The organism is Citrobacter sp. MGH103 (assembly GCF_001034475.2).
GTDB classification, from domain to species: domain Bacteria; phylum Pseudomonadota; class Gammaproteobacteria; order Enterobacterales; family Enterobacteriaceae; genus Citrobacter; species Citrobacter freundii.
The window spans coordinates 531,162-552,444 of sequence record NZ_CP073043.1 but is presented as its reverse complement, the minus strand read 5'-3'; the positions used below and the strand labels follow the sequence as shown (position 1 = coordinate 552,444).

Below are 21,283 nucleotides of genomic sequence, written 5' to 3'. Positions count from 1 at the left end.
GGCAGTGTTATGTCAGGTATTCAATTACAGGCAGTAAGCAAAGTCTATCCCAATGGCTTCCAGGCGATCCATGGCGTTGATCTTGAAATCCACGATGGCGAATTCATGGTGTTTGTCGGGCCATCAGGCTGCGCCAAATCAACGCTGCTGCGCATGATTGCAGGTCTGGAAGATATCACTCATGGTCATATCGCAATCGGAGAGAAGTGCGTCAACGACCTGCTACCAAAGGAGCGAGGCGTTGCCATGGTCTTCCAGAATTATGCCCTCTATCCCCACATGACGATTTATAAAAATATGGCATTCAGTCTGTTAGGGAAAATGAGCAAAGAAGAGATTGATATCCGCGTACGGGAAGCTGCACACAAGCTGGAAATAGAGACATTACTCGATAAAAAGCCCGGCCAACTTTCGGGCGGTCAATGTCAGCGCGTTGCCGTTGGCAGGGCCATCGTGCGTAAGCCAGACGTTTTTTTGTTTGATGAGCCGCTTTCCAACCTGGATGCAAAGCTGCGTGTTTCAATGCGCGTGCGGCTGACAGAACTGCATCGACAACTGCGTCACGAAGGCGTGAGCGCAACCATGGTGTACGTCACGCACGATCAGATTGAAGCGATGACGATGGGAGACAGGATTTGCGTTCTTAATGGCGGTCGTATTATGCAGGTGGATACCCCAGGAAATATCTACCATCACCCCAGGAATAAATTTGTTGCTGGTTTTATTGGTAATCCGGCAATGAATATTATGCTGCTTGATATTGAACCCGGTACTCGTGGTCTGCGCCTGGCTGATAATTTAATCCTGCCATTAAATACACGCTTGAGTAACCTACTGGAGCAATATCCGCACTCCAGCGTCTGGTTCGGCATCCGGTCAGAGGCCATTCAGTTAGCCTCGCAGCATGACGTCTCTGCGTTCGATGCGCACATTACCAACGTAGAAAGGATGGGCAACGAAGACCTTCTGCATTTTGATATTGGTGAGCAACATATGATCTTACGTATTAACTCCTCACCCGACTGGGCCCCTCTTCCCGGCGAATCTATCAAAGTGAAATTTAATCTGGAAGCCGCCTTTTTGTTTGATAAAAAACATGAAGAAAATTTGGCCTGACCGTTATTCAGGCTAAGTGAAAAATGAGAGGTTTATATGTGTGCGAATAAAGTGACCGTATTAGTGGTAGGAGCTGGTGCGCGCGGAGAAATATATGCTCGCTATGCGCTTGAACATCCAGACAGAATGCAGGTAGTAGGCGTTGCTGAGCCCAGAGAGGCGTATCGCCAGCAGTTTGTCGCACAGCATAAGATTGCCCCAAATAACGTATTTTGCGACTGGCAAGAGGCTGCGGCCCAACCCAAAATGGCCGACGTAGTACTTATTTGCACGCAGGATAATATGCACAAAGATCCTGCCGTGGCGTTTGCCAATCTCGGCTATCACATTCTGCTGGAAAAACCGCTCGCCCCTACGCCAGAAGATTGCCGGATCATTATTGATGCGGTTAAACGCAACAACGTATTACTGGCCGTCGCGCACGTCCTGCGGTACACCCGCTATACGCAAAAGCTGAAATCACTGCTTGATGATGGCGTAATTGGCGATATTGTCAGCATGCAGCATCTCGAACCCGTAGGCTACTGGCATCAGGCGCACTCGTTTGTACGTGGTAACTGGCGCAATGAAGCAGAATCGTCATTTATGTTATTACAGAAATCCTGTCATGATTTGGACTGGATCCGCTACATCATGGGCGACAACTGCAAGGACGTAGGATCATTTGGCAGCCTGAGCCACTTTGTGAAAGAGAATCAGCCTGCTGGCGCCGCCGACCGCTGCCTTGATTGTCAGGTTGAAGCAACCTGCCCCTGGTCTGCCTGCAAAATTTATCTGGGTGAAAACCACAAATGCACTCCTCACTTCCGTCGGGTGCTGACTGCAGATCCCAGCGAAGAAAATGTCCGCCAGGCGCTGCGCGATGGGCCTTATGGTCGCTGCGTTTATCGTTGTGATAATGATGTGGTGGATCATCAGGTTGTTAATTTACGTTTTGCCCACCAGCAGACGGTGACCTTTACCATGACCGCATTTACCAAAATGGAAGATCGAAAAACGCGCCTGTTTGGCACCAGAGGTTATCTGGAAGGCGATGGCGAGCAGATCCGGGTGTTTGATTTCCTGACAGACAAAGAAACAGTGCATCAGATCGAGGAGATCGCCGCTGGAACACAAACACAGATGGGGGGACATGGTGGTGGCGATTACTACCTGATGGATCGCTTTATCCATGCAGTGATGGCCAACGATCAAAATATGATCCTTTCTGGCCCGGATGAGTCACTGGAAAGTCACTTAATGGTCTTTGCCGCAGAACGCGCTCGCAAGGAAAACAGTCTGGTTACGCTGTGAAGCCGGAGGAGATGAGGCATGTTTTACGGTGTTGATATTGGTGGAACCAAAACTGAAATTGTCGCTTTTGATAAGGAAATGCAGGTTTGCTGGCGTAAGCGCGTTGCCACGCCAGTTCAGGATTATGAACTCTTTCTTTCGACCTTTACTTCACTTATTGATACCGCCGACTGGGCGACAGGAACGCAAGGAAAAATTGGCATCGGCATGCCCGGTCTTATGGACAGACATACCGGAAAACTACTGTCATCTAACGTGCCCTGCCTGACCGGACGCCAGGTGATGAACGATTTAGCTAACCGCCTCAATCGTTCGGTTGAGCTGGACAATGACTGCTGCTGCTTTGCGCTCTCGGAAGCCCATACCCAGCAGGCTCGCCAGTTCTCCAGAATTTTTGGTGCCATTATTGGCACCGGCATGGGTGGAGGGTTAGTCATTGACGGTCAGCTGTATCGGGGTCGCAACCGAATGGCCAGTGAGTTTGGCCATTTACCGCTTCCGGCAACGTTTATGCGTCGTTATCATTTACCGGAACTGAAGTGCGGCTGTGGCTTACAAGGGTGTCTGGAACGCTATCAATCCGGCCCCGGTTTACTGTGGCTCCACAAACACTTCAGCGGAGAACAACTCAAAATGGAGACCCTGCTGGAGCATTATCGTCATGGCAATGCCAGCGCCGTTACTACCATAGAAGCATGGATTGATATGTTGGGTTGTACGCTGGCGCAATTGCAGTTGATTCTGGATGTCGATGCTTTTGTTCTCGGCGGTGGGGTTTCCAACATCGAAGAAATTTATACGTTGCTGCCGCAGGCCATGTCACGTTATTTGTTCCCGGGATTAGAACCTGCCCGCGTATTCCCGGCCATCCATGGCGCATCCAGCGGGGTTCGCGGTGCCGCATTGCTGCTGGTTGAACAGGGTACGCAGACCCACTAAAAAACTGCTGGCGGGGGAATCTCGCCAGCAATTTCAGTTATTCATCCGCAATCACCACATCCACCCCAAGCTGGATTAACGTCCGGTGATAATTTTCTGGGATCCCGCTGTCGGTAATCACCCGGTCAATCCCGCTGATTTCGCTAATCATACAGAAACTTTTGCGGCCAAACTTGCTGGAGTCAGCGACCACCGTGACCTCCTGCGCAACTTCACACATTACCTGATTCAGATGTGCTTCTCCCGGATGTGGCGTGGTAATACCCGCTTCCAGGCAGAATCCGTCAACGCCTAAGAAAAGCTTATCAAACCGGTATTGTCTAAGCTGGTGTTCTGCTGAAGGGCCATACAATGAATAGACGCTTTGCCTGACATTCCCTCCCAGAATCATGACGTCTACGCGCTCAAAATTCGCCAGTTCCCATGCAATGTTGAGCGCATTGGTCATCACCACCAGATCGCGGCGATTTTTTAACATAGGAGGAATGAGCGTGGTGGTCGAACCGGAATCGAGGATTAACGTGTCACCATCTTTCACAAAGCTGGCCGCTTTTTCGGCAATACGCGTTTTCACATCGCGATTCAGGCGGTCCTTATCCTGCAAAGGCCGGTCAAGGGCAAAGTGCTGATTGAGAACCGCCCCGCCGTAGGAGCGCATGACACATCCCTTCTGTTCCAGATAACGTAAGTCGTTGCGGATCGTAACCGATGACACACCAAAATGGACGCTCAGTGGCTCGACACGAACGCTACCCTGATCGCATAGCAGATCAATTATTTGCTCGCGACGTCTTAAGTTATCCAGCATTTCTATTGCTCCATCAAATATTCATGTTGTTTTGTTTTAGCGCTTTAGCACTTTCGTTTTCTTTTGAATATATTACATCAGAAGCAATAAGGTGAATTTGTGCGCACTGGCCCAGCGTTGAATTTAACAAAAATTGACCATTTTCTTTCGTTTTAGCAAATCGAAACGAAGAAAACCGAAAAAATGAAAAGACTCAAAATGGGTAAGATGCGAGAAAGAGGCGGGAAGCATGCGAAAAAACGAAAGCGAGCTACTAAAAAAGCTCGCTTATGGTTTGTTTTTGTTTAATTGAAAGGGATCACATTTTTGAATTTTAGAGCGGGACTACTCAACAATGATCACTTCAACACCGCTGCGGCGTAGTTCCTGCAAGCTCTCCTCTGGGATGCCTTCATCAACAATGATGGTATGGATCCTCTGGGTATCAATGATCTTATGCAGGCTGGAGCGGTTAAACTTCGTCGAGTCGGTAACGACAATGATACGTTCAGCCACTTCACACATCCGACGGTTGAGACGCGCCTCATCTTCGTTGTGCGTGCTAACACCACGCTCTAAATCGATAGCATCAACGCCAAGAAACAGCATGTCGAAGTGATAATTTTGTAGCGACTGCTCAGCCTGATCGCCATAAAACGATTGTGACTGACGACGCAAATGGCCGCCGGTCATCAGCAGCTCAACCCCTTCGGCTTCCAGTAGCGCATTGGCGACATTCATACCGTTGGTCATAGCAATGACATTAGTATGCTGGCGCATCAGGCGGGCAATTTCATAGGTCGTGGTGCCGGAGTCAAGGATCACGCGGTGTCCCGGTTGAATTAACTCTGCGGCGGCTCTGGCAATACTGCGTTTTACTGCCGTATTAAGTGAACTCTTATCTTCTACAGAAGGCTCCACAACAGGCGCATTGCTCTCGCATATTAGCGCTCCGCCATAGGCACGTACCGCAATCCCCTGCTTTTCCAGAAAGGCGAGGTCGTTGCGAATAGTGACCGTGGAGACGCCAAAAAATAAGGAAAGATCGTTAACCTGAACGCTTCCCTGCTGCCGTAACCGCTGGATGATCTGCTCACGTCTTTCGCTGGTGCCAATAACGCGCTTGTCTGCAGAGGACTCGGTGTTACTCATAAGAAATCCTTTAGTTGAACCTTTCGTTTTATTTCGTTTTGTCTATTAACGCCTTTCTTTTGCGCGAATGCAAGCCCCGCAAGCAGCGAAGAGCCGGACGAACTTACGCTGAAACCTTTCATTGTGTTTCTTTTGTGAAACAGATCGGAAAACTATTATCTTTCGTTTTATTTTTATAACACCATGATGCAGTATTAAATGAAACAAAACGAAAGATTGATGTCGCAGTAATCTGACCTGGAGAGGAAAGTGAAACATCTAACTAAAATGGTCGAACAGCATAAACGGGGGAAGGCAAACGGGATTTATGCCGTTTGTTCCGCGCATCCAATCGTATTGGAAGCCGCAATACGCTACGCCCATGCAAACCATACACCGCTGTTGATCGAAGCAACCTCTAATCAGGTTGACCAGTTTGGCGGCTATACGGGTATGACACCAGCCGATTTTCGCAGTTTTGTCTGCCGTTTAGCCGACTCGCTTGATTTTTCTCAGGATATGCTGATTCTCGGCGGAGACCATCTCGGGCCAAACCGTTGGCAAAATCTGCCTGCGGAACAGGCAATGGCCAATGCAGACGATCTGATCAAGAGCTATGTCGCCGCAGGCTTTAAAAAAATCCACCTCGATTGCAGCATGTCTTGTGCTAACGACCCGGTTCCACTGACGGATGAAATTGTCGCTGAGCGCGCCGCACGTCTGGCAAAAGTCGCCGAAGAAACCTGTATGGCACATTTTGGCGAGTCTGACCTGGTCTATGTGATTGGCACAGAAGTGCCGGTTCCAGGTGGCGCTCACGAAACGTTAACCGACCTGGCGGTAACAACGCCCGATGCCGCACGCGCAACGCTTCAGGCTCACTATCACGCCTTTGAAAAGCACGGTCTGGAAGGTATCTGGCCGCGTATTATCGCCCTGGTGGTGCAACCTGGCGTTGAATTCGACCACACACACATCATTGATTATCAACCACAGAAAGCTGTGGCACTCAGCAAAATGGTGGAAGACTACGACACACTCGTGTTTGAAGCGCACTCTACCGATTACCAAACGCCACAGTCCTTGCGTCAACTGGTGATAGACCACTTCGCTATTCTGAAAGTGGGACCTGCGCTGACCTTCGCTCTGCGCGAAGCGCTGTTTTCATTAGCCGCCATTGAAGAAGAATTACTGCCTGCAAAAGCTTGTTCAGGCCTGCGACATGTGCTGGAAAGCGTAATGCTTGATCGACCAGAGTACTGGCAGAGCCACTATCACGGTGATGGCAACGCACGCCGTCTGGCTCGCGGATACAGCTACTCCGATCGGGTTCGTTACTACTGGCCGGACAGCCAGATTGATGAGGCATTCGAACGTCTGGTACGTAACCTGGCGGATGACCCCATTCCACTGCCGCTGATTAGCCAGTATTTACCCTTGCAGTACGTAAAAGTGCGCGAGGGAGATCTCAGCGCCACGCCGCGAGAACTCATCATTAACCATATTCAGGACATACTGCAGCAATATCACTGCGCCTGCCTGGGTGCTCCAGCTCGTAACGCATAACAAAAAAGAGAAAAATACCATGCCAAACATTGTATTAAGTCGCATTGATGAACGTCTGATTCACGGTCAGGTTGGTGTGCAATGGGTCGGGTTTGCGGGGGCAAACCTGGTGCTGGTCGCTAATGATGAGGTGGCTGAAGATCCAGTGCAGCAAAACCTGATGGAAATGGTACTGGCAGAAGGGATCGCCGTACGCTTCTGGTCACTACAAAAAGTGATCGACAATATTCACCGTGCCGCCGATCGCCAGAAAATTCTGCTGGTCTGCAAATCGCCTGCGGATTTCTTCCGTCTGGTCGAAGGCGGTGTTCCTGTTAACCGTATCAACGTTGGCAATATGCACTACGCCAACGGCAAACAACAAATCGCCAAAACGGTTTCTGTAGACGCTGCCGATATTACGGCGTTCAACGGGCTCAAAGCCGCTGGAGTGGAATGCTTCGTTCAGGGCGTTCCAACAGAACCCGCCCAGGACCTCTATAAACTTCTCTGAGGGATTCACAATGGAAATCAGTCTGTTGCAGGCTTTTGCGTTGGGTATTCTCGCCTTTATTGCAGGCCTGGATATGTTCAACGGGTTAACGCACATGCACCGCCCGGTTGTTCTCGGGCCGCTGGTCGGCCTGATTCTGGGCGATCTGCATACTGGTATTTTAACAGGTGGTACGCTGGAACTGGTGTGGATGGGTCTGGCCCCACTGGCAGGAGCTCAGCCGCCAAACGTGATTATCGGCACTATCGTGGGAACCACGTTTGCCATAACGACCGGAGTGAAACCTGAAGTTGCCGTAGGTGTGGCGGTACCGTTCGCCGTAGCAGTACAGATGGGGATTACCTTCCTGTTCTCTGTGATGTCCGGGGTGATGGCTCGCTGCGATCGCATGGCAGCGAATGCCGATACAGCCGGGATTGAGCGGGTCAACTATCTGGCGTTGCTCGCGCTGGGGACCTTCTACTTTTTATGCGCGTTCCTGCCAATTTACTTTGGCGCGGAACATGCCAAAACCGCGATAGATGTTCTGCCGACGCGTCTGATTGACGGCCTCGGCGTGGCAGGCGGCATCATGCCAGCTATCGGCTTCGCCGTACTGCTGAAAATCATGATGAAAAACGTCTATATCCCCTACTTCATCCTGGGTTTTGTCGCCGCAGCCTGGCTCAAACTCCCTGTGCTGGCAATCGCCGCCGCAGCACTGGCAATGGCGCTGATCGATTTTCTGCGTAAATCACCTGAACCTACAGCTCCCGCAGCACAAAAAGAGGAATTCGAAGATGGCATCTAATCAAACGGCTCTGCCGAACGTTTCCGAAACCGAAGAAACGCTGCTGTCCGGCACCAATGAAAACGTCTACGAAGACCAGAATATCGGTGCCGAGCTGACGAAAAAAGATATCAACCGTGTTGCCTGGCGTTCAATGCTGTTGCAGGCCTCTTTTAACTACGAACGTATGCAGGCATCAGGATGGCTGTACGGCCTGTTACCTGCTCTGAAAAAGATCCACACCAATAAGCGCGATCTGGCGCGTTCGATGAAAGGCCATATGGGCTTCTTCAACACGCACCCATTCCTGGTCACGTTTGTTATCGGGATTATCCTGGCGATGGAACGCTCCAAGCAGGATGTGAACAGTATTCAAAGCACCAAGATTGCCGTGGGTGCGCCACTTGGCGGTATCGGTGATGCCATGTTCTGGTTAACGTTACTGCCTATTTGCGGCGGTATCGGGGCCAGCCTGGCGCTGCAAGGCTCTATTCTTGGCGCTGTTGTCTTTATTGTTATGTTCAACGTGGTTCATCTTGGTCTGCGCTTTGGGCTGGCACACTATGCTTATCGAATGGGCGTTGCTGCCATCCCGCTGATTAAAGCTAACACCAAAAAGGTTGGACATGCGGCATCCATCGTTGGGATGACGGTGATCGGCGCGCTGGTAGCGACCTATGTTCGCCTGAGCACTACGCTGGAAATCACTGCTGGCGATGCAGTGGTGAAACTGCAAACAGATGTGATAGACAAGCTGATGCCTGCTTTTTTACCGCTGGTCTACACATTAACCATGTTCTGGCTGGTCCGCCGTGGCTGGAGTCCTCTGCGCCTTATCGCCATTACCGTGGTGCTCGGCGTCGTAGGTAAGTTCTGTCACTTCCTGTAAACATAAGGGGTTGTAGATGTTAGGTATTATTTTGACGGGTCATGGCGGGTTTGCCAGCGGAATGGAAAAAGCGATGAAACAGATTCTGGGTGAACAATCACAGTTCATCGCCATCGACTTTCCGGAAACCTCAACCACCGCCTTACTCACATCGCAGCTTGAACAGGCGGTGAGTGAACTGGATGCGCAGCAAGACATCGTGTTTCTGACAGACCTGTTAGGCGGGACACCATTTCGCGTCGCTTCCACCCTGGCCATGCAAAGGCAAGGCACCGAGGTGATCACTGGCACTAATCTGCAACTACTGCTGGAAATGGTGCTGGAGCGCGATGGCCTGACCAGCGAAGCATTTCGCTTGCAGGCGCTGGAGTGCGGGCATCGTGGTTTAACTAGCCTGGTGGACGAACTGGGACGCTGTCGTGAGGAAAAGCCCGTTGAGGAAGGGATATGAGACAGCTACTTCGCGCCAGACGTCTACTGACCGAACGGGGCTGGCTGGACGATCATCAAATACACATTGAAGACGGCATCATTGCAGAAATAGAGCCAATCCCCTCCGGCGTTATGGTCCACGATGCAGAGCTGCTTTGTCCGGCTTACATTGATATCCACGTGCACGGCGGTGCGGGCGTCGATGTGATGGATGAAGCACCGGATACGCTCGACAAACTGGCGATGCACAAAGCACGTGAAGGGGTAGCCAACTGGCTACCCACTACCGTCACCGCTCCACTACCAGATATTCGCAAGGCGCTTGAGCGTATCGCCCATCGTTACCATTCCGGAGGGCCCGGCGCACAGGTGCTGGGCAGTTATCTTGAAGGCCCGTACTTTACGCCGCAGAACAAAGGGGCGCACCCGCCTGAGCTTTTCAGAGAACTGGAACTCAGTGAACTGGATGAACTGATTTCGATTTCCCAGCAAACATTGCGCGTCGTTGCGCTGGCACCAGAAAAACCCGGTGCATTACAGGCCATCGAACATCTGAAGCAGCGCAACGTACGGGTGATGCTGGGACACAGCGCTGCTACCTGGGAACAAACCCGCGCGGCCTTTGACGCCGGTGCTGACGGACTGGTGCACTGCTATAACGGTATGACCGGCTTACATCATCGGGAGCCAGGAATGGTTGGCGCAGGGTTAACCGACCCTCGCGCCTGGCTGGAACTTATCGCTGACGGACACCATGTTCACCCAGCGGCCATGAAGCTCTGCTGCTGTTGCGCCAAAGACAGGCTGGTGCTGATCACCGATGCCATGCAGGCTGCAGGAATGCCAGACGGGCGCTATACGCTCTGCGGTGAGGAAGTGGAAATGCACAGTGGTATTGTGCGTACCGCTTCCGGTGGTCTGGCTGGTAGCACGCTCTCGGTTGATGCCGCCGTACGTAATATGGTCGAGCTCACCGGGATAACGGCAGAAGAGGCAATTCATATGGCCTCTCTCCACCCCGCACGTCTGTTGGGTATCGATCGCCACCTGGGATCGTTAGCAGTGGGAAAACGTGCCGACGCGATCGCGCTTAATAGCGGGCTGCATTTACAACAGATCTGGATTCAGGGTCAGGCTCTCCCCCTTTGATCTTTCATTTTGTCTCGTGTTGGCCTGCGATCTTCGATCGCAAGGCCTTTCTTTTCCTTTCGCTTGAGGAAATACCTAACCATCATACAACAAGCGTACTTCTTATAGATCAATAAGATAATCATTCCTTTCGTTCTCACGATCACAAATTTCGTTTTATTTCATTTTTGATCATTGCCCTTTCGATTTCTTTCATATAGATTTTAATCAATCGACAAGATGAACAAGTGAAACGAAACGAAAGATAGCGACATTCTTGCCAGCGTCTTATGTGGAATTTACAAGACTAAGGACTTAAGTTATGCCAGAAACCTATACCCCTGTTACCGCGGTAACGGGCACCTGGACCGAAGAAGAGATCCGTCAACAACCTGCCAGTTGGATCCGTTCCCTTACGAATATCGACAACATTCGCTCTGCCATTGACAGCTTTCTCGCACCATTACTGCGCAAAAACGATCTGCGGATCATACTGACCGGGGCCGGAACATCAGCATTCATTGGCGACATCATCGCCCCCTGGCTGGCAAGCTATACCGGTAAAAACATCAGTGCTGTGCCAACCACCGATCTGGTCACTAATCCGATGGATTACCTGAATCCCGCACATCCGCTGCTGCTCATTTCTTTCGCTCGCTCAGGAAACAGCCCTGAAAGTGTTGCGGCAGTGGAACTGGCTAATCAGTTTGTACCTGAGTGCTATCACCTGCCAATCACCTGCAACGAAGCAGGTAGCCTCTATCAAAACGCAGTCGCAAGCGACAATGCCTTTGCTCTGTTGATGCCCGCAGAGACACATGACCGTGGTTTTGCCATGACCAGCAGCATTACCACCATGATGGCCAGCTGCCTGGCAGTATTTGCCCCAGAGAAAATCAACAGCCAGACCTTCCGCGACGTGGCCGATCGGTGCCAGGCGATTCTGACTTCACTGGGCGATTTCAGCGACGGCGTATTTGGCAATGAACCCTGGAAACGGATCGTTTACCTCGGTAGCGGTGGATTACAGGGAGCAGCGCGGGAATCGGCATTGAAAGTCCTGGAACTGACAGCAGGCAAACTGGCCGCATTCTATGACTCCCCTACAGGCTTTCGTCACGGTCCAAAGTCGCTGGTTGATAACGAAACGCTGGTAGTGGTCTTTGTTTCCAGCCATCCCTATACACGTCAATACGATCTCGATCTGCTGGCAGAGTTACGCCGCGATCGGCAGGCATTGCGGGTTGTCGCGGTTGCCGCACAAACCCATGAGGCGATTGAAGCTGGCCCACATATTCTGCTGCCACCAGCACGCTCTTTCATCGATATGGAATTGGCATTCTGCTTCCTGATCTACGCCCAGGTCTTTGCTTTGACGCAATCCATCAATATCGGCAATACACCGGATACGCCTTCTGCCAGCGGCACTGTGAACCGCGTTGTACAGGGCGTTGTTATTCATCCCTGGAACGCCTAAAAGGATCGTTTTATGAGCATTATTTCCACGAAATACCTCCTGCTGGATGCCCAAAAAAAGGGTTATGCCGTACCCGCCTTTAACATTCATAACGCCGAGACGATCCAGGCGATCCTTGAGGTGTGCTATGAAATGCAATCGCCGGTGATCCTTGCCGGAACACCGGGCACCTTTAAGCATATCGCGCTGGAAGAGATCTACGCGCTGTGCAGCGCTTATTCCACCAGCTACGGTATACCGCTGGCGCTGCACCTCGATCACCATGAGTCGCTGGACGATATCCGTCGTAAAGTGAATGCAGGAGTGCGCAGCGCAATGATCGACGGCAGTCACTTTCCGTTTGAAGAAAACGTGAAGCTGGTGAAATCCGTTGTGGATTTTTGCCATGCCAAAGATTGCAGCGTGGAAGCTGAGCTGGGCCGCCTCGGTGGCGTAGAAGATGATATGAGCGTGGATGCGGAAAGCGCCTTCCTTACCGATCCACAAGAAGCCAAACAGTTTGTTGAGCGTACCGGCGTAGACAGCCTTGCCGTAGCCATCGGCACTGCACACGGGTTGTATACCAAAACGCCCAAAATCGATTTCCAACGGCTGGGTGAAATTCGTGAAGTGGTGGATATTCCGCTGGTACTACATGGCGCAAGCGATGTTCCTGACGAATACGTCCGCCGCACGATCGAGCTTGGCGTGTGCAAAGTTAACGTCGCTACTGAACTGAAAATCGCTTTTGCCGATGCGGTCAAAGCGTGGTTTGCGGAAAATCCGCAGGGCAACGATCCTCGCTATTACATGCGGGTCGGTATGGATGCGATGAAAGAAGTCGTGCGAAGTAAAATCACTGTATGCGGGTCAGCAAACCGCTTATTAATCAGTGAAACTGCCGCTCAGTCTTAAGCTCTGTGTTAGCTTATGGCCATACCCTTGTCGGTTTGGCCATCAACAATCGGGCTTACTCTCCCTGTTGTTCCAGTGCGTGCTTATACAGTGCATTCTTTTTCACGCCGTGGATTTCAGCGGCCAGCGCGGCGGCCTTTTTCAGCGGCAGTTCTGCCTGTAATAAAGCCAACGTACGCAGCGCATCGGCAGGGAGATCGTCTTCCTGCGCTTTATGCCCTTCGACAATCAGCACCATTTCACCTTTACGACGGTTTTCATCTTCCTTGACCCACGCAAGCAGTTCGCCGACCGGTGCGCCGTGAATGGTTTCCCAGGTTTTGGTCAGCTCGCGCGCCAGCACCACGTAACGGGATTCGCCCCAGACGGCAACCATGTCTTCCAGGCTATCCAGCAAGCGGTGGGTAGATTCATAAAAAATAAGCGTACGCGGCTCTGCCTCAATGGCTTTCATCGCATCACGACGCCCTTTCGATTTGGCAGGCAGAAAACCTTCATAGCAAAAGCGGTCTGAAGGCAAACCAGCAGCGCTTAGGGCAGCAATCGCCGCGCAAGGGCCCGGCAGAGGAACAACGCGGATCCCCGCTTCGCGACAGGTGCGCACCAGATGGTAGCCAGGATCGTTAATCAACGGCGTTCCGGCATCGGAAACCAGCGCAATGTTTTGCCCTTCTTTGAGCTTCGCCACCAGCGTTTCCGCTTTTTGTTGCTCATTGTGATCGTGTAACGCGAACAAACGGGCGTTAATCGCGAAATGTTGTAACAATAATCCTGTATGACGAGTGTCTTCAGCGGCAATCAAATCAACGGCTTGTAAAACTTCGAGCGCTCGTTGGGTAATATCAGCCAAATTTCCTATAGGAGTAGGTACAATAAAGAGTTGGCCTTGAGAATTATCCGCCGATTCGTGTTGTTTCATTGTGTCGTCCGTATTGCCGATTTAATATTGAGCATTGAGTAAAAAAATATCACTGGATACAGTATGGTACCCTCAACATTTTCTCGTTTGAAAGCCGCGCGCGCGCTACCAGTCATTCTGGCAGCACTGATTTTCGCAGGCTGTGGCACCCAGGCGCCAGACCAGAGTGCAGCCCATATGCAGGGCACTGCGCAGGCTGATTCCGGCTTTTATCTGCAACAAATGCAGCAAAGCTCAGATGATAGCAAGACCAACTGGCAATTACTCGCCATTCGTGCACTGCTGAAAGAAGGCAAGAGCCAGCAGGCTAGCGAGCTGTTCAACCAGCTGCCGCAGAAACTAAACGACACTCAGCGTCGTGAGCAGTCTCTGCTGGCCGTCGAGATCAAGCTCGCACAGAAAGATATCGCTGGCGCTCAGGCCCTGCTGGATAAACTCACTCCTGCCGATTTCGATCAAAACCAGCAGGCCAGATACTGGCAGGCGCAAATCGACGTCAACCAGGGTCGTCCATCGTTGACACTACTGCGCGCCCTGATCTCCCAGGAACCGCTGCTGGCCGCGAATGCTAAGCAGAAAAACATCGATGCCACCTGGCAGGCGCTGTCATCCATGACCCAGGAGCAAGCACAGGCACTGGTCATCAATGCGGATGAGAACGTGCTGCAAGGCTGGTTGGATCTCCAGCGCGTCTGGTTCGATAACCGTAACGATCCAGACATGATGAAAGCCGGTATTGCGGACTGGCAGAAACGTTATCCGCAAAACCCGGGCGCAAAAATACTGCCAACGCAGTTGGTTAACGTCCAGAGCTTTAAGCCCGCCTCCACCAGCAAAATTGCGCTGCTGCTGCCGCTGAACGGTCAGGCCGCTGTATTTGGCCGGACTATTCAGCAAGGCTTTGAAGCGGCAAAAAATATGGGTACTGAACCCGTAGCGGCCCCTGCTGTAGCTGCGCCTGCGGTGGATACAACATCTGCGACGACCACAGAACAGCCGCAAACGACTGACGGCGTTGCCAGCCCTTCTCAGGCGTCAGTAAGCGATCTGACCAACGAGACGCCAGCTCAGCCAGAAACACCTGCTGCGCAGCCCACAGCACCCGCTCAGCCAACAACCACCAGCGCACCGGCGAATCCATCAGCAGAGCTGAAAATCTACGACACTTCATCACAGCCTCTGAACCAAATCCTGACTCAGGTTCAACAGGATGGCGCCAGCATCGTGGTTGGCCCACTGCTGAAGAATAATGTTGAAGAGCTGATGAAAAGCAATACGCCATTAAACGTGCTGGCACTTAATCAGCCGGAGTCGGTGAAAAACCTGCCGAACGTCTGCTACTTCGCTTTGTCGCCAGAAGATGAAGCGCGCGACGCCGCGCGTCACATCCGCGATCAAGGAAAACAGACGCCGCTGTTGTTGATCCCTCGGAGTTCATTAGGCGATCGCGTTGCCAACGCCTTTGCACAGGAATGGCAAAAGCTGGGCGGCGGCGTAGTGTTGCAGCAGAAGTTTGGCTCCACCGCCGAGCTGAAAATGGGCGTCAACGGCGGCTCGGGAATTTCCCTGACGGGCAGCCCGGTGGCCTCCTCTGTACCTGCGCAACCTGGCGTGACGATTGGCGGCCTGACGATTCCGGCTGCGCCCACCGATGCGCAGATCACCGGCGGCAGCGGCCGTGTTGATGCCGTGTATATTCTGGCTACGCCGGAAGAAATTGCCTTTATTAAGCCGATGATCGCTATGCGCAACGGCAGCCAGAGCGGAGCGACGCTGTACGCCAGCTCCCGTAGCGCGCAGGGAACTGCTGGCCCGGATTTCCGTCTGGAGATGGAAGGCTTGCAGTACAGCGAAATACCGATGCTTGCAGGTGCTAACGCTCCTCTCATGCAGCAGGCGCTTGGCGCGGTTCGTAACGACTACTCACTGGCACGTATGTATGCGATGGGCGTCGATGCCTGGTCACTTGCCAACCACTTCTCGCAAATGCGTCAGGTACAGGGTTTCGAAATTAACGGCAACACCGGGGCCTTAACCGCAACGCCGGATTGTGTGATTAACAGGAAGTTATCATGGCTCAAATACCAGCAAGGACAAGTCGTCCCCGCCAGTTAACGAGTAAACAGACCGGTGACGCGTGGGAATCCACCGCGCGTGACTGGCTGCAAAGCAAGGGACTGCATTTTATCGCCGCCAACGTGCGTGAACGTGGCGGCGAAATCGACCTGATAATGCGTGAAGGCAGCACCACCGTCTTTGTTGAAGTCCGCTATCGGCGCTCGGCCCAGTTTGGCGGCGCAGCGGCGAGTGTGACCCGGAGCAAACAACACAAATTATTACAGACCGCCCGCTTGTGGCTTGCGCGCCACAATGGGAGTTTTGATACTGTGGATTGCCGGTTCGATGTGTTAGCCTTCACCGGAAATGATGTTGAGTGGTTTAAGGACGCGTTCAACGACCGCTCATAGTTGAAGATTCAGAGCCTGGTTCTTAAGGATTAGCGTGTTAGATAGAATTAAAGTCTGCTTTACAGAAAGCATTCAAACTCAGATAGCTGCGGCTGAAGCACTTCCGGATGCGATCTCCCGTGCCGCCATGACGCTGGTTCAGTCCCTGCTCAATGGCAACAAAATTCTCTGTTGTGGTAATGGGACGTCCGCTGCCAACGCACAGCATTTTGCTGCCAGCATGATCAATCGTTTTGAAACAGAACGCCCAAGTTTACCTGCGATTGCACTAAACACTGATAATGTGGTCTTAACTGCGATTGCCAACGATCGCCTGCACGACGAAGTTTATGCAAAACAAGTCCGTGCGCTGGGACATGCAGGAGATGTTCTGCTGGCAATCTCTACGCGTGGTAATAGCCGCGATATCGTAAAAGCCGTTGAAGCCGCCGTGACACGCGACATGACAATCGTCGCGCTGACCGGGTATGACGGAGGGGAACTGGCCGGATTACTGGGGCCGCAGGATGTTGAAATCCGTATCCCCTCACACCACAGCGCCCGCGTTCAGGAAATGCACATGCTGACGGTCAACTGCCTTTGCGATCTCATCGATAACACGCTTTTCCCTCACCAGGATGATTAAGGAGTACACATGAAGGCATTTTCGCCGCTTGCTGTGATTATCGCTGCACTGCTGCTGCAAGGCTGTGTCGCTGCTGCCGTTGTCGGAACTGCTGCTGTCGGCACCAAAGCCGCGACGGATCCTCGCAGCGTCGGCACCCAGGTAGATGATGGAACCCTGGAATTACGCGTCAATACGGCGTTGTCGAAAGATGCCCAGATCAAGAAAGAAGCGCGAATCAACGTGAGCGCATATCAGGGTAAAGTGCTGCTGGTCGGTCAGTCGCCAAATAGCGAACTGTCTGCACGAGCAAAACAGATTGCGATGGGCGTAGAAGGTACGACTGAGGTCTTTAATGAGATCCGTCAGGGCCAGCCAATCGGTCTGGGCGATGCGTCCAACGATACCTGGATAACCACCAAAGTACGTTCCCAGTTACTGACCAGCGATCAGGTGAAATCCTCTAACGTGAAAGTCACGACCGAGAATGGAGAAGTGTTCCTGTTAGGTCTGGTGACCGAACGCGAAGCGAAGGCGGCGGCAGACATCGCCAGCCGGGTAAGCGGCGTGAAACGCGTCACGACGGCCTTTACGTTTATTAAGTAATACTGATGCCGGATAGCGACGCCTGAGCGTCTCATCCGGCCTACAGGACGTTATCGTTTGTAGGTCGGATAAGCGTCAGCGCCATCCGGCATTTTATTTAGCCCTTTCGCGTAACTCGGAAGAGGTCAGGATCGAAACCCCTTCATGCCCAGGCGCCAGCGCTTCTGCCAACATTGCCCGCGCAACATCGCGCGCTTCAATCGACTTCCAGTTACCCGGCAGCAGCCTGAACAACGGCGCTAAAAACATCTCATTCGCCCGCTGTTTGTCCCTATCACCCAGTAGCATTGAAGGCCGGGCAATGGTCAGCCGAGGCCAATTCTGCGCGATCAGCGCCTGCTCCATTTCACCTTTCACCCGGTTATAAAAAAACGGTGAATTGGCATTAGCGCCCATCGAACTCACCACCAGCATATGCTGTGCCCCCAGCCGACGCCCCGTCAGAGCTGTATCCACTACCAGCGTATAGTCAGCGTGGATAAATGCTTCTTTGCTGCCCGCTTCACGTCGGGTCGTTCCCAGACAACAAAAGACAATATCGACCGGATCGGTAACCTGCGCCAGAGCATCGGTTAGCTGCGGATCGTGGGGATTATAGATGCCAACCGTATCAGCCAGCGGTCGACGCGTCGGCGCCGTAATGGCACTGATCCGGGGTTCATTCAGTAGCATCCGCAATAAATGTCCACCCACCAGACCCGTTGCACCGGTTATTAACACCTGACTCATCGTTTATTTTCCCCTGACGCTTCAATCACCCTTTTAACTATAGATCACGTAGCCAGTGCATCTTTTTACCGAAGCCCAGCGTGTTGTCCGTGAATTTGACTTCATCCAGTCGAATCTCCCACACGGGCGCTGGCAACATTCTGGCGACGGGGAAACGGCGGTTGTAGGCGTTACGCGCGGCTTCACTCTCCTGCCCTTCAAGACGGCGAATCTCCCCCTTAAACTGCACGCCACGAATCAGGGCGACCGTTTTGGGCTGACCATTTACCGTGCCGGCAATCGGTGCACACGGTCCCGACATCTGCGCATGGCGCGTTTTATCTTCGGTCAGCACATAGAATGCCATCTTCTGCGCATCAAACAGGTAAAACGCATTGGCGCACCACAATTCACCTTCGTGGTGTACGCACCAGGTCACGACGTGCTGTTTTGCCAGCCAGCGAGACACTGCAGTCAGTGTTTCCATTTCTGTTCTCTTTTATACTGTAGGCCTGAAAATTATCACGTCGATGGTGACAATGACACCCTGGTATCTGTACCTGATCCGTACCGCTGACAACGCTTTATACACCGGAATAACCACCGATGTGCAGCGCCGCTATAAGCAGCATCAAAGTGGGAAAGGCGCGAAGGCGCTACGTGGAAAGGGGGAACTCACGTTGGCATTTGCGGCGCAGATTGGCGACCGTTCGCTGGCCCTGCGCATAGAGTATCGCGTCAAACAGCTCACAAAGCGTCAGAAAGAGCGTCTTGTAGAAGGCGAAGGGCTTGAGGCTCTACTGAACAGCCTGCAAGCCCCGGAGGTTAAAAACGATTGAAGTGGTCGTGGTATTCCACCAGGCCCGTCACGCCCTCCAGCGCATCGTCCGCCAGGCGATGAACCTGGAACGCGCTTTCGGTGCCCGGCCAGCGGCAACGCAGGTCATGATGCGCTGCCAGCTCAAAGCCAAAGCGGCTGTACAGTGCCGGATCGCCCAGCGTAACCACCGCGGCGTAGCCAAACTCGTTCAGGGAATCGAGTCCTTCATAGACCAGTTGACGCGCCAGGCCTTGCCCCCGGTAGTTTTCATCCACCGCGAGCGGCGCCATGCCGACCCATTGCAGATCTTCACCCTGAACATCGACAGGGCTGAACGCGACGTAACCCACTACCTGACCTTCATCATCGGTAGCAACCAAACCCAGCGTTAAGAAACCATCTTCACGCAGGTCGTGCACTAATTTTGCTTCCGCATCGCTCTCAAATGAACGGCGCAGCAACGCATCAATACCAGGGGCATCAATGGGAATCTCAACTCGAATCAGCATGGCTCACCTACCGAGGTCTGTTTGGTTTCTGGCGACGTTTTCATCCCCGCCTCAACAAAATCCGCCAACTGCATCAGCATGACGCGCAACGCTTTAGGCATCTGCTCCAGTTCGATGGCATCCATCAGATTTTTTACGTATAGCCCTAATTCTGTATCACCTTCAATCACCAGGCGACGCTGGAAGAAAAGCGTATCCGGATCCTGCTTGCGGGCCACGATCATCAGGAGATCGCTGGCATCGGCGCTAAAACTCACATCCGCATCTGCATTCTGGCTGACGATAAGTTTATCGTTCTCAACAGAGGTATACCATTTGAGGTCAATGTCACGCACATGAATGCTCAGCCAGCGACCTTCGAGAAACTCCAGCTCCCCATCGGCCAGCGCCTGACTAAACTGCCAGCTCAGGACCTGCTCCAGAACCTGGCGCTTTAGCGCAAAGGGCGTCAGTTTAACCGGTACACTCATCAGAGAAGGACCTAAATGTACTAAGCGTGAACGCAGTTTATCCAACACGAGCTTTACTCCCTGTTTCAATAGTCCTGCTATTTTGCCATATCAAATAAACGACATAGCGGCATAAATCAACAATTCGCTACGAAATTGTTACCTCTTTATTGGTGTCACCAATACGACTTTAACTGCCTCAAATCAAAAATTGTCTCAGCAAGGTTAACTAAAATCCCTCTTCGTTAACATTTCTGCGCCCTACATGGCGCAACGTTCAGGATAAATTATGGAGCTGCTCTGCCCTGCCGGAAACCTCCCGGCGCTTAAGGCGGCCATCGAGAACGGCGCTGATGCTGTCTACATCGGGCTGAAAGATGATACCAACGCCCGTCATTTCGCCGGCCTTAATTTTACCGAGAAAAAATTGCAGGAAGCGGTGAGTTTCGTTCATCAACATCGCCGTAAGCTGCACATTGCGATTAACACCTTTGCGCACCCGGATGGTTACGCGCGCTGGCAGCGTGCCGTTGATATGGCTGCGCAACTGGGTGCAGACGCGCTGATCCTCGCCGACCTCGCCATGCTTGAGTATGCCGCAGAGCGCTACCCGCATATTGAGCGCCATGTCTCTGTTCAGGCATCTGCAACCAATGAAGAGGCGATTAATTTCTACCATCGCAACTTTGACGTAGCCCGCGTGGTTCTGCCGCGCGTGCTGTCTATTCATCAGGTGAAGCAGCTTGCTCGCGTCACGCCAGTTCCTCTGGAAGTGTTCGCCTTTGGCAGCCTGTGCATTATGGCGGAAGGCCGCTGCTATCTTTCGTCTTACCTGACGGGCGAATCTCCTAACACGGTTGGTGCCTGCTCTCCTGCTCGTTTTGTTCGCTGGCAGCAGACCCAACAAGGGCTGGAATCCCGTCTTAATGAAGTGCTGATCGACCGCTATCAGGATGGAGAAAACGCCGGTTATCCGACGTTATGCAAAGGCCGCTATCTGGTTGATGGCGAGCGCTACCATGCGCTGGAAGAACCCACCAGCCTGAATACGCTAGAGCTGCTGCCGGAACTGCTGGCAGCCAATATTGCCTCGGTGAAAATCGAGGGACGTCAGCGCAGCCCGGCCTATGTCAGCCAGGTGGCGAAAGTGTGGCGTCAGGCAATCGACCGCTGTATGGCCGACCCGCAAAACTACGTCCCGCAGGCCGCGTGGATGGAAACGCTCGGTTCAATGTCCGAAGGCACACAGACCACGCTTGGCGCGTATCACCGTAAATGGCAGTGAG

At 52.5% G+C, this 21,283-nt stretch carries 24 protein-coding genes; 17 read left to right on the top strand and 7 right to left on the bottom strand.

The window, feature by feature from the left end; all coding sequences use genetic code 11:
• Nucleotides 1–9 precede the first annotated feature (9 nt).
• From SK33_RS02730 to SK33_RS02720, 3 genes are read left to right on the top strand one after another with little or no spacing between them, the layout of a single operon-like run.
• Nucleotides 10–1,116 carry an ABC transporter ATP-binding protein gene (locus SK33_RS02730; protein ID WP_003024911.1) on the top strand — a complete coding sequence of 369 codons (1,107 nt, stop codon included), beginning with the start codon at nt 10–12 and terminating at the stop codon, nt 1,114–1,116.
• A 36-nt stretch (nt 1,117–1,152) separates the two neighbouring features.
• The gene (locus tag SK33_RS02725) at nt 1,153–2,409 is read left to right on the top strand and encodes a Gfo/Idh/MocA family protein (RefSeq protein ID WP_003840006.1); all 1,257 of its coding nucleotides are present in this window, start codon (nt 1,153–1,155) and stop codon (nt 2,407–2,409) included.
• A gap of 18 nt (nt 2,410–2,427) precedes the next feature.
• Nucleotides 2,428–3,348 (top strand): ROK family protein, encoded by a 921-nt coding sequence (locus SK33_RS02720; protein ID WP_003024918.1) that lies wholly within the window; start codon nt 2,428–2,430, stop codon nt 3,346–3,348.
• A gap of 37 nt (nt 3,349–3,385) precedes the next feature.
• Here SK33_RS02720 and agaR read toward each other — a convergent pair whose 3' ends face one another.
• A complete protein-coding gene (agaR, locus tag SK33_RS02715) occupies nt 3,386–4,156 on the bottom strand; it encodes a transcriptional repressor AgaR (RefSeq protein ID WP_003024920.1) in 771 nt (256 codons plus the stop codon).
• A 324-nt stretch (nt 4,157–4,480) separates the two neighbouring features.
• A complete protein-coding gene (locus SK33_RS02710) occupies nt 4,481–5,287 on the bottom strand; it encodes a DeoR family transcriptional regulator (RefSeq protein WP_003024922.1) in 807 nt (268 codons plus the stop codon).
• Nucleotides 5,288–5,554: 267 nt separating this feature from the next.
• Here SK33_RS02710 and kbaZ point away from each other — a divergent pair, with 267 nt between their 5' ends.
• The 8 genes from kbaZ (at nt 5,555) to kbaY (ending at nt 12,914) form a co-directional block, all read left to right on the top strand.
• On the top strand, nt 5,555–6,832 hold the full coding sequence (gene kbaZ / locus SK33_RS02705; protein WP_003024924.1) for a tagatose-bisphosphate aldolase subunit KbaZ: 1,278 nt from the start codon (nt 5,555–5,557) through the stop codon (nt 6,830–6,832).
• A 19-nt stretch (nt 6,833–6,851) separates the two neighbouring features.
• Complete coding sequence (gene agaV / locus SK33_RS02700; protein WP_003024925.1) at nt 6,852–7,325, top strand: PTS N-acetylgalactosamine transporter subunit IIB; 474 nt, start codon at nt 6,852–6,854, stop codon at nt 7,323–7,325.
• A gap of 10 nt (nt 7,326–7,335) precedes the next feature.
• Nucleotides 7,336–8,115 (top strand): PTS N-acetylgalactosamine transporter subunit IIC, encoded by a 780-nt coding sequence (gene agaW / locus SK33_RS02695; protein ID WP_003839998.1) that lies wholly within the window; start codon nt 7,336–7,338, stop codon nt 8,113–8,115.
• Nucleotides 8,105–8,983: a PTS N-acetylgalactosamine transporter subunit IID gene (gene agaE, locus SK33_RS02690; protein WP_003024929.1), complete on the top strand. Its 879-nt coding sequence runs from the start codon at nt 8,105–8,107 to the stop codon at nt 8,981–8,983. The genes agaW and agaE overlap by 11 nt, the downstream gene beginning before the upstream one ends.
• 16 nt (nt 8,984–8,999) lie before the next feature.
• A complete protein-coding gene (agaF, locus tag SK33_RS02685; protein WP_003024930.1) occupies nt 9,000–9,434 on the top strand; it encodes a PTS galactosamine/N-acetylgalactosamine transporter subunit IIA in 435 nt (144 codons plus the stop codon).
• Nucleotides 9,431–10,564 carry an N-acetylglucosamine-6-phosphate deacetylase gene (nagA, locus tag SK33_RS02680; protein ID WP_048218699.1) on the top strand — a complete coding sequence of 378 codons (1,134 nt, stop codon included), beginning with the start codon at nt 9,431–9,433 and terminating at the stop codon, nt 10,562–10,564. The genes agaF and nagA overlap by 4 nt, the downstream gene beginning before the upstream one ends.
• A gap of 301 nt (nt 10,565–10,865) precedes the next feature.
• Nucleotides 10,866–12,020, top strand: a complete 1,155-nt coding sequence (locus SK33_RS02675) for an AgaS family sugar isomerase (protein WP_048218702.1) — start codon at nt 10,866–10,868, stop codon at nt 12,018–12,020.
• A 12-nt stretch (nt 12,021–12,032) separates the two neighbouring features.
• The gene (gene kbaY, locus SK33_RS02670; RefSeq protein ID WP_003024936.1) at nt 12,033–12,914 is read left to right on the top strand and encodes a tagatose-bisphosphate aldolase subunit KbaY; all 882 of its coding nucleotides are present in this window, start codon (nt 12,033–12,035) and stop codon (nt 12,912–12,914) included.
• Between the two features lie 55 nt (nt 12,915–12,969).
• Here the strand turns inward: kbaY and rsmI are convergent, their stop codons facing one another.
• Nucleotides 12,970–13,833 (bottom strand): 16S rRNA (cytidine(1402)-2'-O)-methyltransferase, encoded by an 864-nt coding sequence (rsmI, locus tag SK33_RS02665; protein WP_003024942.1) that lies wholly within the window; start codon nt 13,831–13,833, stop codon nt 12,970–12,972.
• 63 nt (nt 13,834–13,896) lie between these two features.
• Here rsmI and SK33_RS02660 point away from each other — a divergent pair, with 63 nt between their 5' ends.
• From SK33_RS02660 to dolP, 4 genes are read left to right on the top strand one after another with little or no spacing between them, the layout of a single operon-like run.
• Entirely contained in the window at nt 13,897–15,948 is a 2,052-nt protein-coding gene (locus SK33_RS02660) for a penicillin-binding protein activator (protein ID WP_048218704.1), read from the top strand.
• Nucleotides 15,906–16,301, top strand: a complete 396-nt coding sequence (locus SK33_RS02655) for a YraN family protein (RefSeq protein ID WP_003024946.1) — start codon at nt 15,906–15,908, stop codon at nt 16,299–16,301. The genes SK33_RS02660 and SK33_RS02655 overlap by 43 nt, the downstream gene beginning before the upstream one ends.
• Before the next feature lie 34 nt (nt 16,302–16,335).
• Nucleotides 16,336–16,926 (top strand): DnaA initiator-associating protein DiaA, encoded by a 591-nt coding sequence (diaA, locus tag SK33_RS02650; protein WP_003024948.1) that lies wholly within the window; start codon nt 16,336–16,338, stop codon nt 16,924–16,926.
• A 9-nt stretch (nt 16,927–16,935) separates the two neighbouring features.
• A complete protein-coding gene (gene dolP, locus SK33_RS02645; protein WP_003024954.1) occupies nt 16,936–17,511 on the top strand; it encodes a division/outer membrane stress-associated lipid-binding lipoprotein in 576 nt (191 codons plus the stop codon).
• A gap of 93 nt (nt 17,512–17,604) precedes the next feature.
• Here dolP and SK33_RS02640 read toward each other — a convergent pair whose 3' ends face one another.
• Together SK33_RS02640 and SK33_RS02635 are read right to left on the bottom strand one after the other, a co-directional pair.
• Complete coding sequence (locus SK33_RS02640; RefSeq protein WP_048218706.1) at nt 17,605–18,240, bottom strand: NAD(P)H-binding protein; 636 nt, start codon at nt 18,238–18,240, stop codon at nt 17,605–17,607.
• Between the two features lie 37 nt (nt 18,241–18,277).
• On the bottom strand, nt 18,278–18,706 hold the full coding sequence (locus SK33_RS02635) for a YhbP family protein (protein ID WP_003839984.1): 429 nt from the start codon (nt 18,704–18,706) through the stop codon (nt 18,278–18,280).
• 43 nt (nt 18,707–18,749) lie between these two features.
• On the opposite strand from SK33_RS02635, the gene SK33_RS02630 reads away from it, so the two are divergent.
• A complete protein-coding gene (locus SK33_RS02630) occupies nt 18,750–19,058 on the top strand; it encodes a GIY-YIG nuclease family protein (protein ID WP_272491233.1) in 309 nt (102 codons plus the stop codon).
• Here the strand turns inward: SK33_RS02630 and SK33_RS02625 are convergent.
• Complete coding sequence (locus SK33_RS02625; RefSeq protein ID WP_003024966.1) at nt 19,045–19,548, bottom strand: GNAT family N-acetyltransferase; 504 nt, start codon at nt 19,546–19,548, stop codon at nt 19,045–19,047. The genes SK33_RS02630 and SK33_RS02625 overlap by 14 nt on opposite strands.
• Nucleotides 19,542–20,066, bottom strand: a complete 525-nt coding sequence (ubiT, locus tag SK33_RS02620; protein WP_003024968.1) for a ubiquinone anaerobic biosynthesis accessory factor UbiT — start codon at nt 20,064–20,066, stop codon at nt 19,542–19,544. Before ubiT ends, SK33_RS02625 begins: the two co-directional genes overlap by 7 nt.
• A 220-nt stretch (nt 20,067–20,286) precedes the next feature.
• Between ubiT and ubiU the strand changes: the two genes are divergently transcribed.
• A complete protein-coding gene (gene ubiU, locus SK33_RS02615; protein WP_003024971.1) occupies nt 20,287–21,282 on the top strand; it encodes a ubiquinone anaerobic biosynthesis protein UbiU in 996 nt (331 codons plus the stop codon).
• Nucleotide 21,283 lies beyond the last annotated feature (1 nt).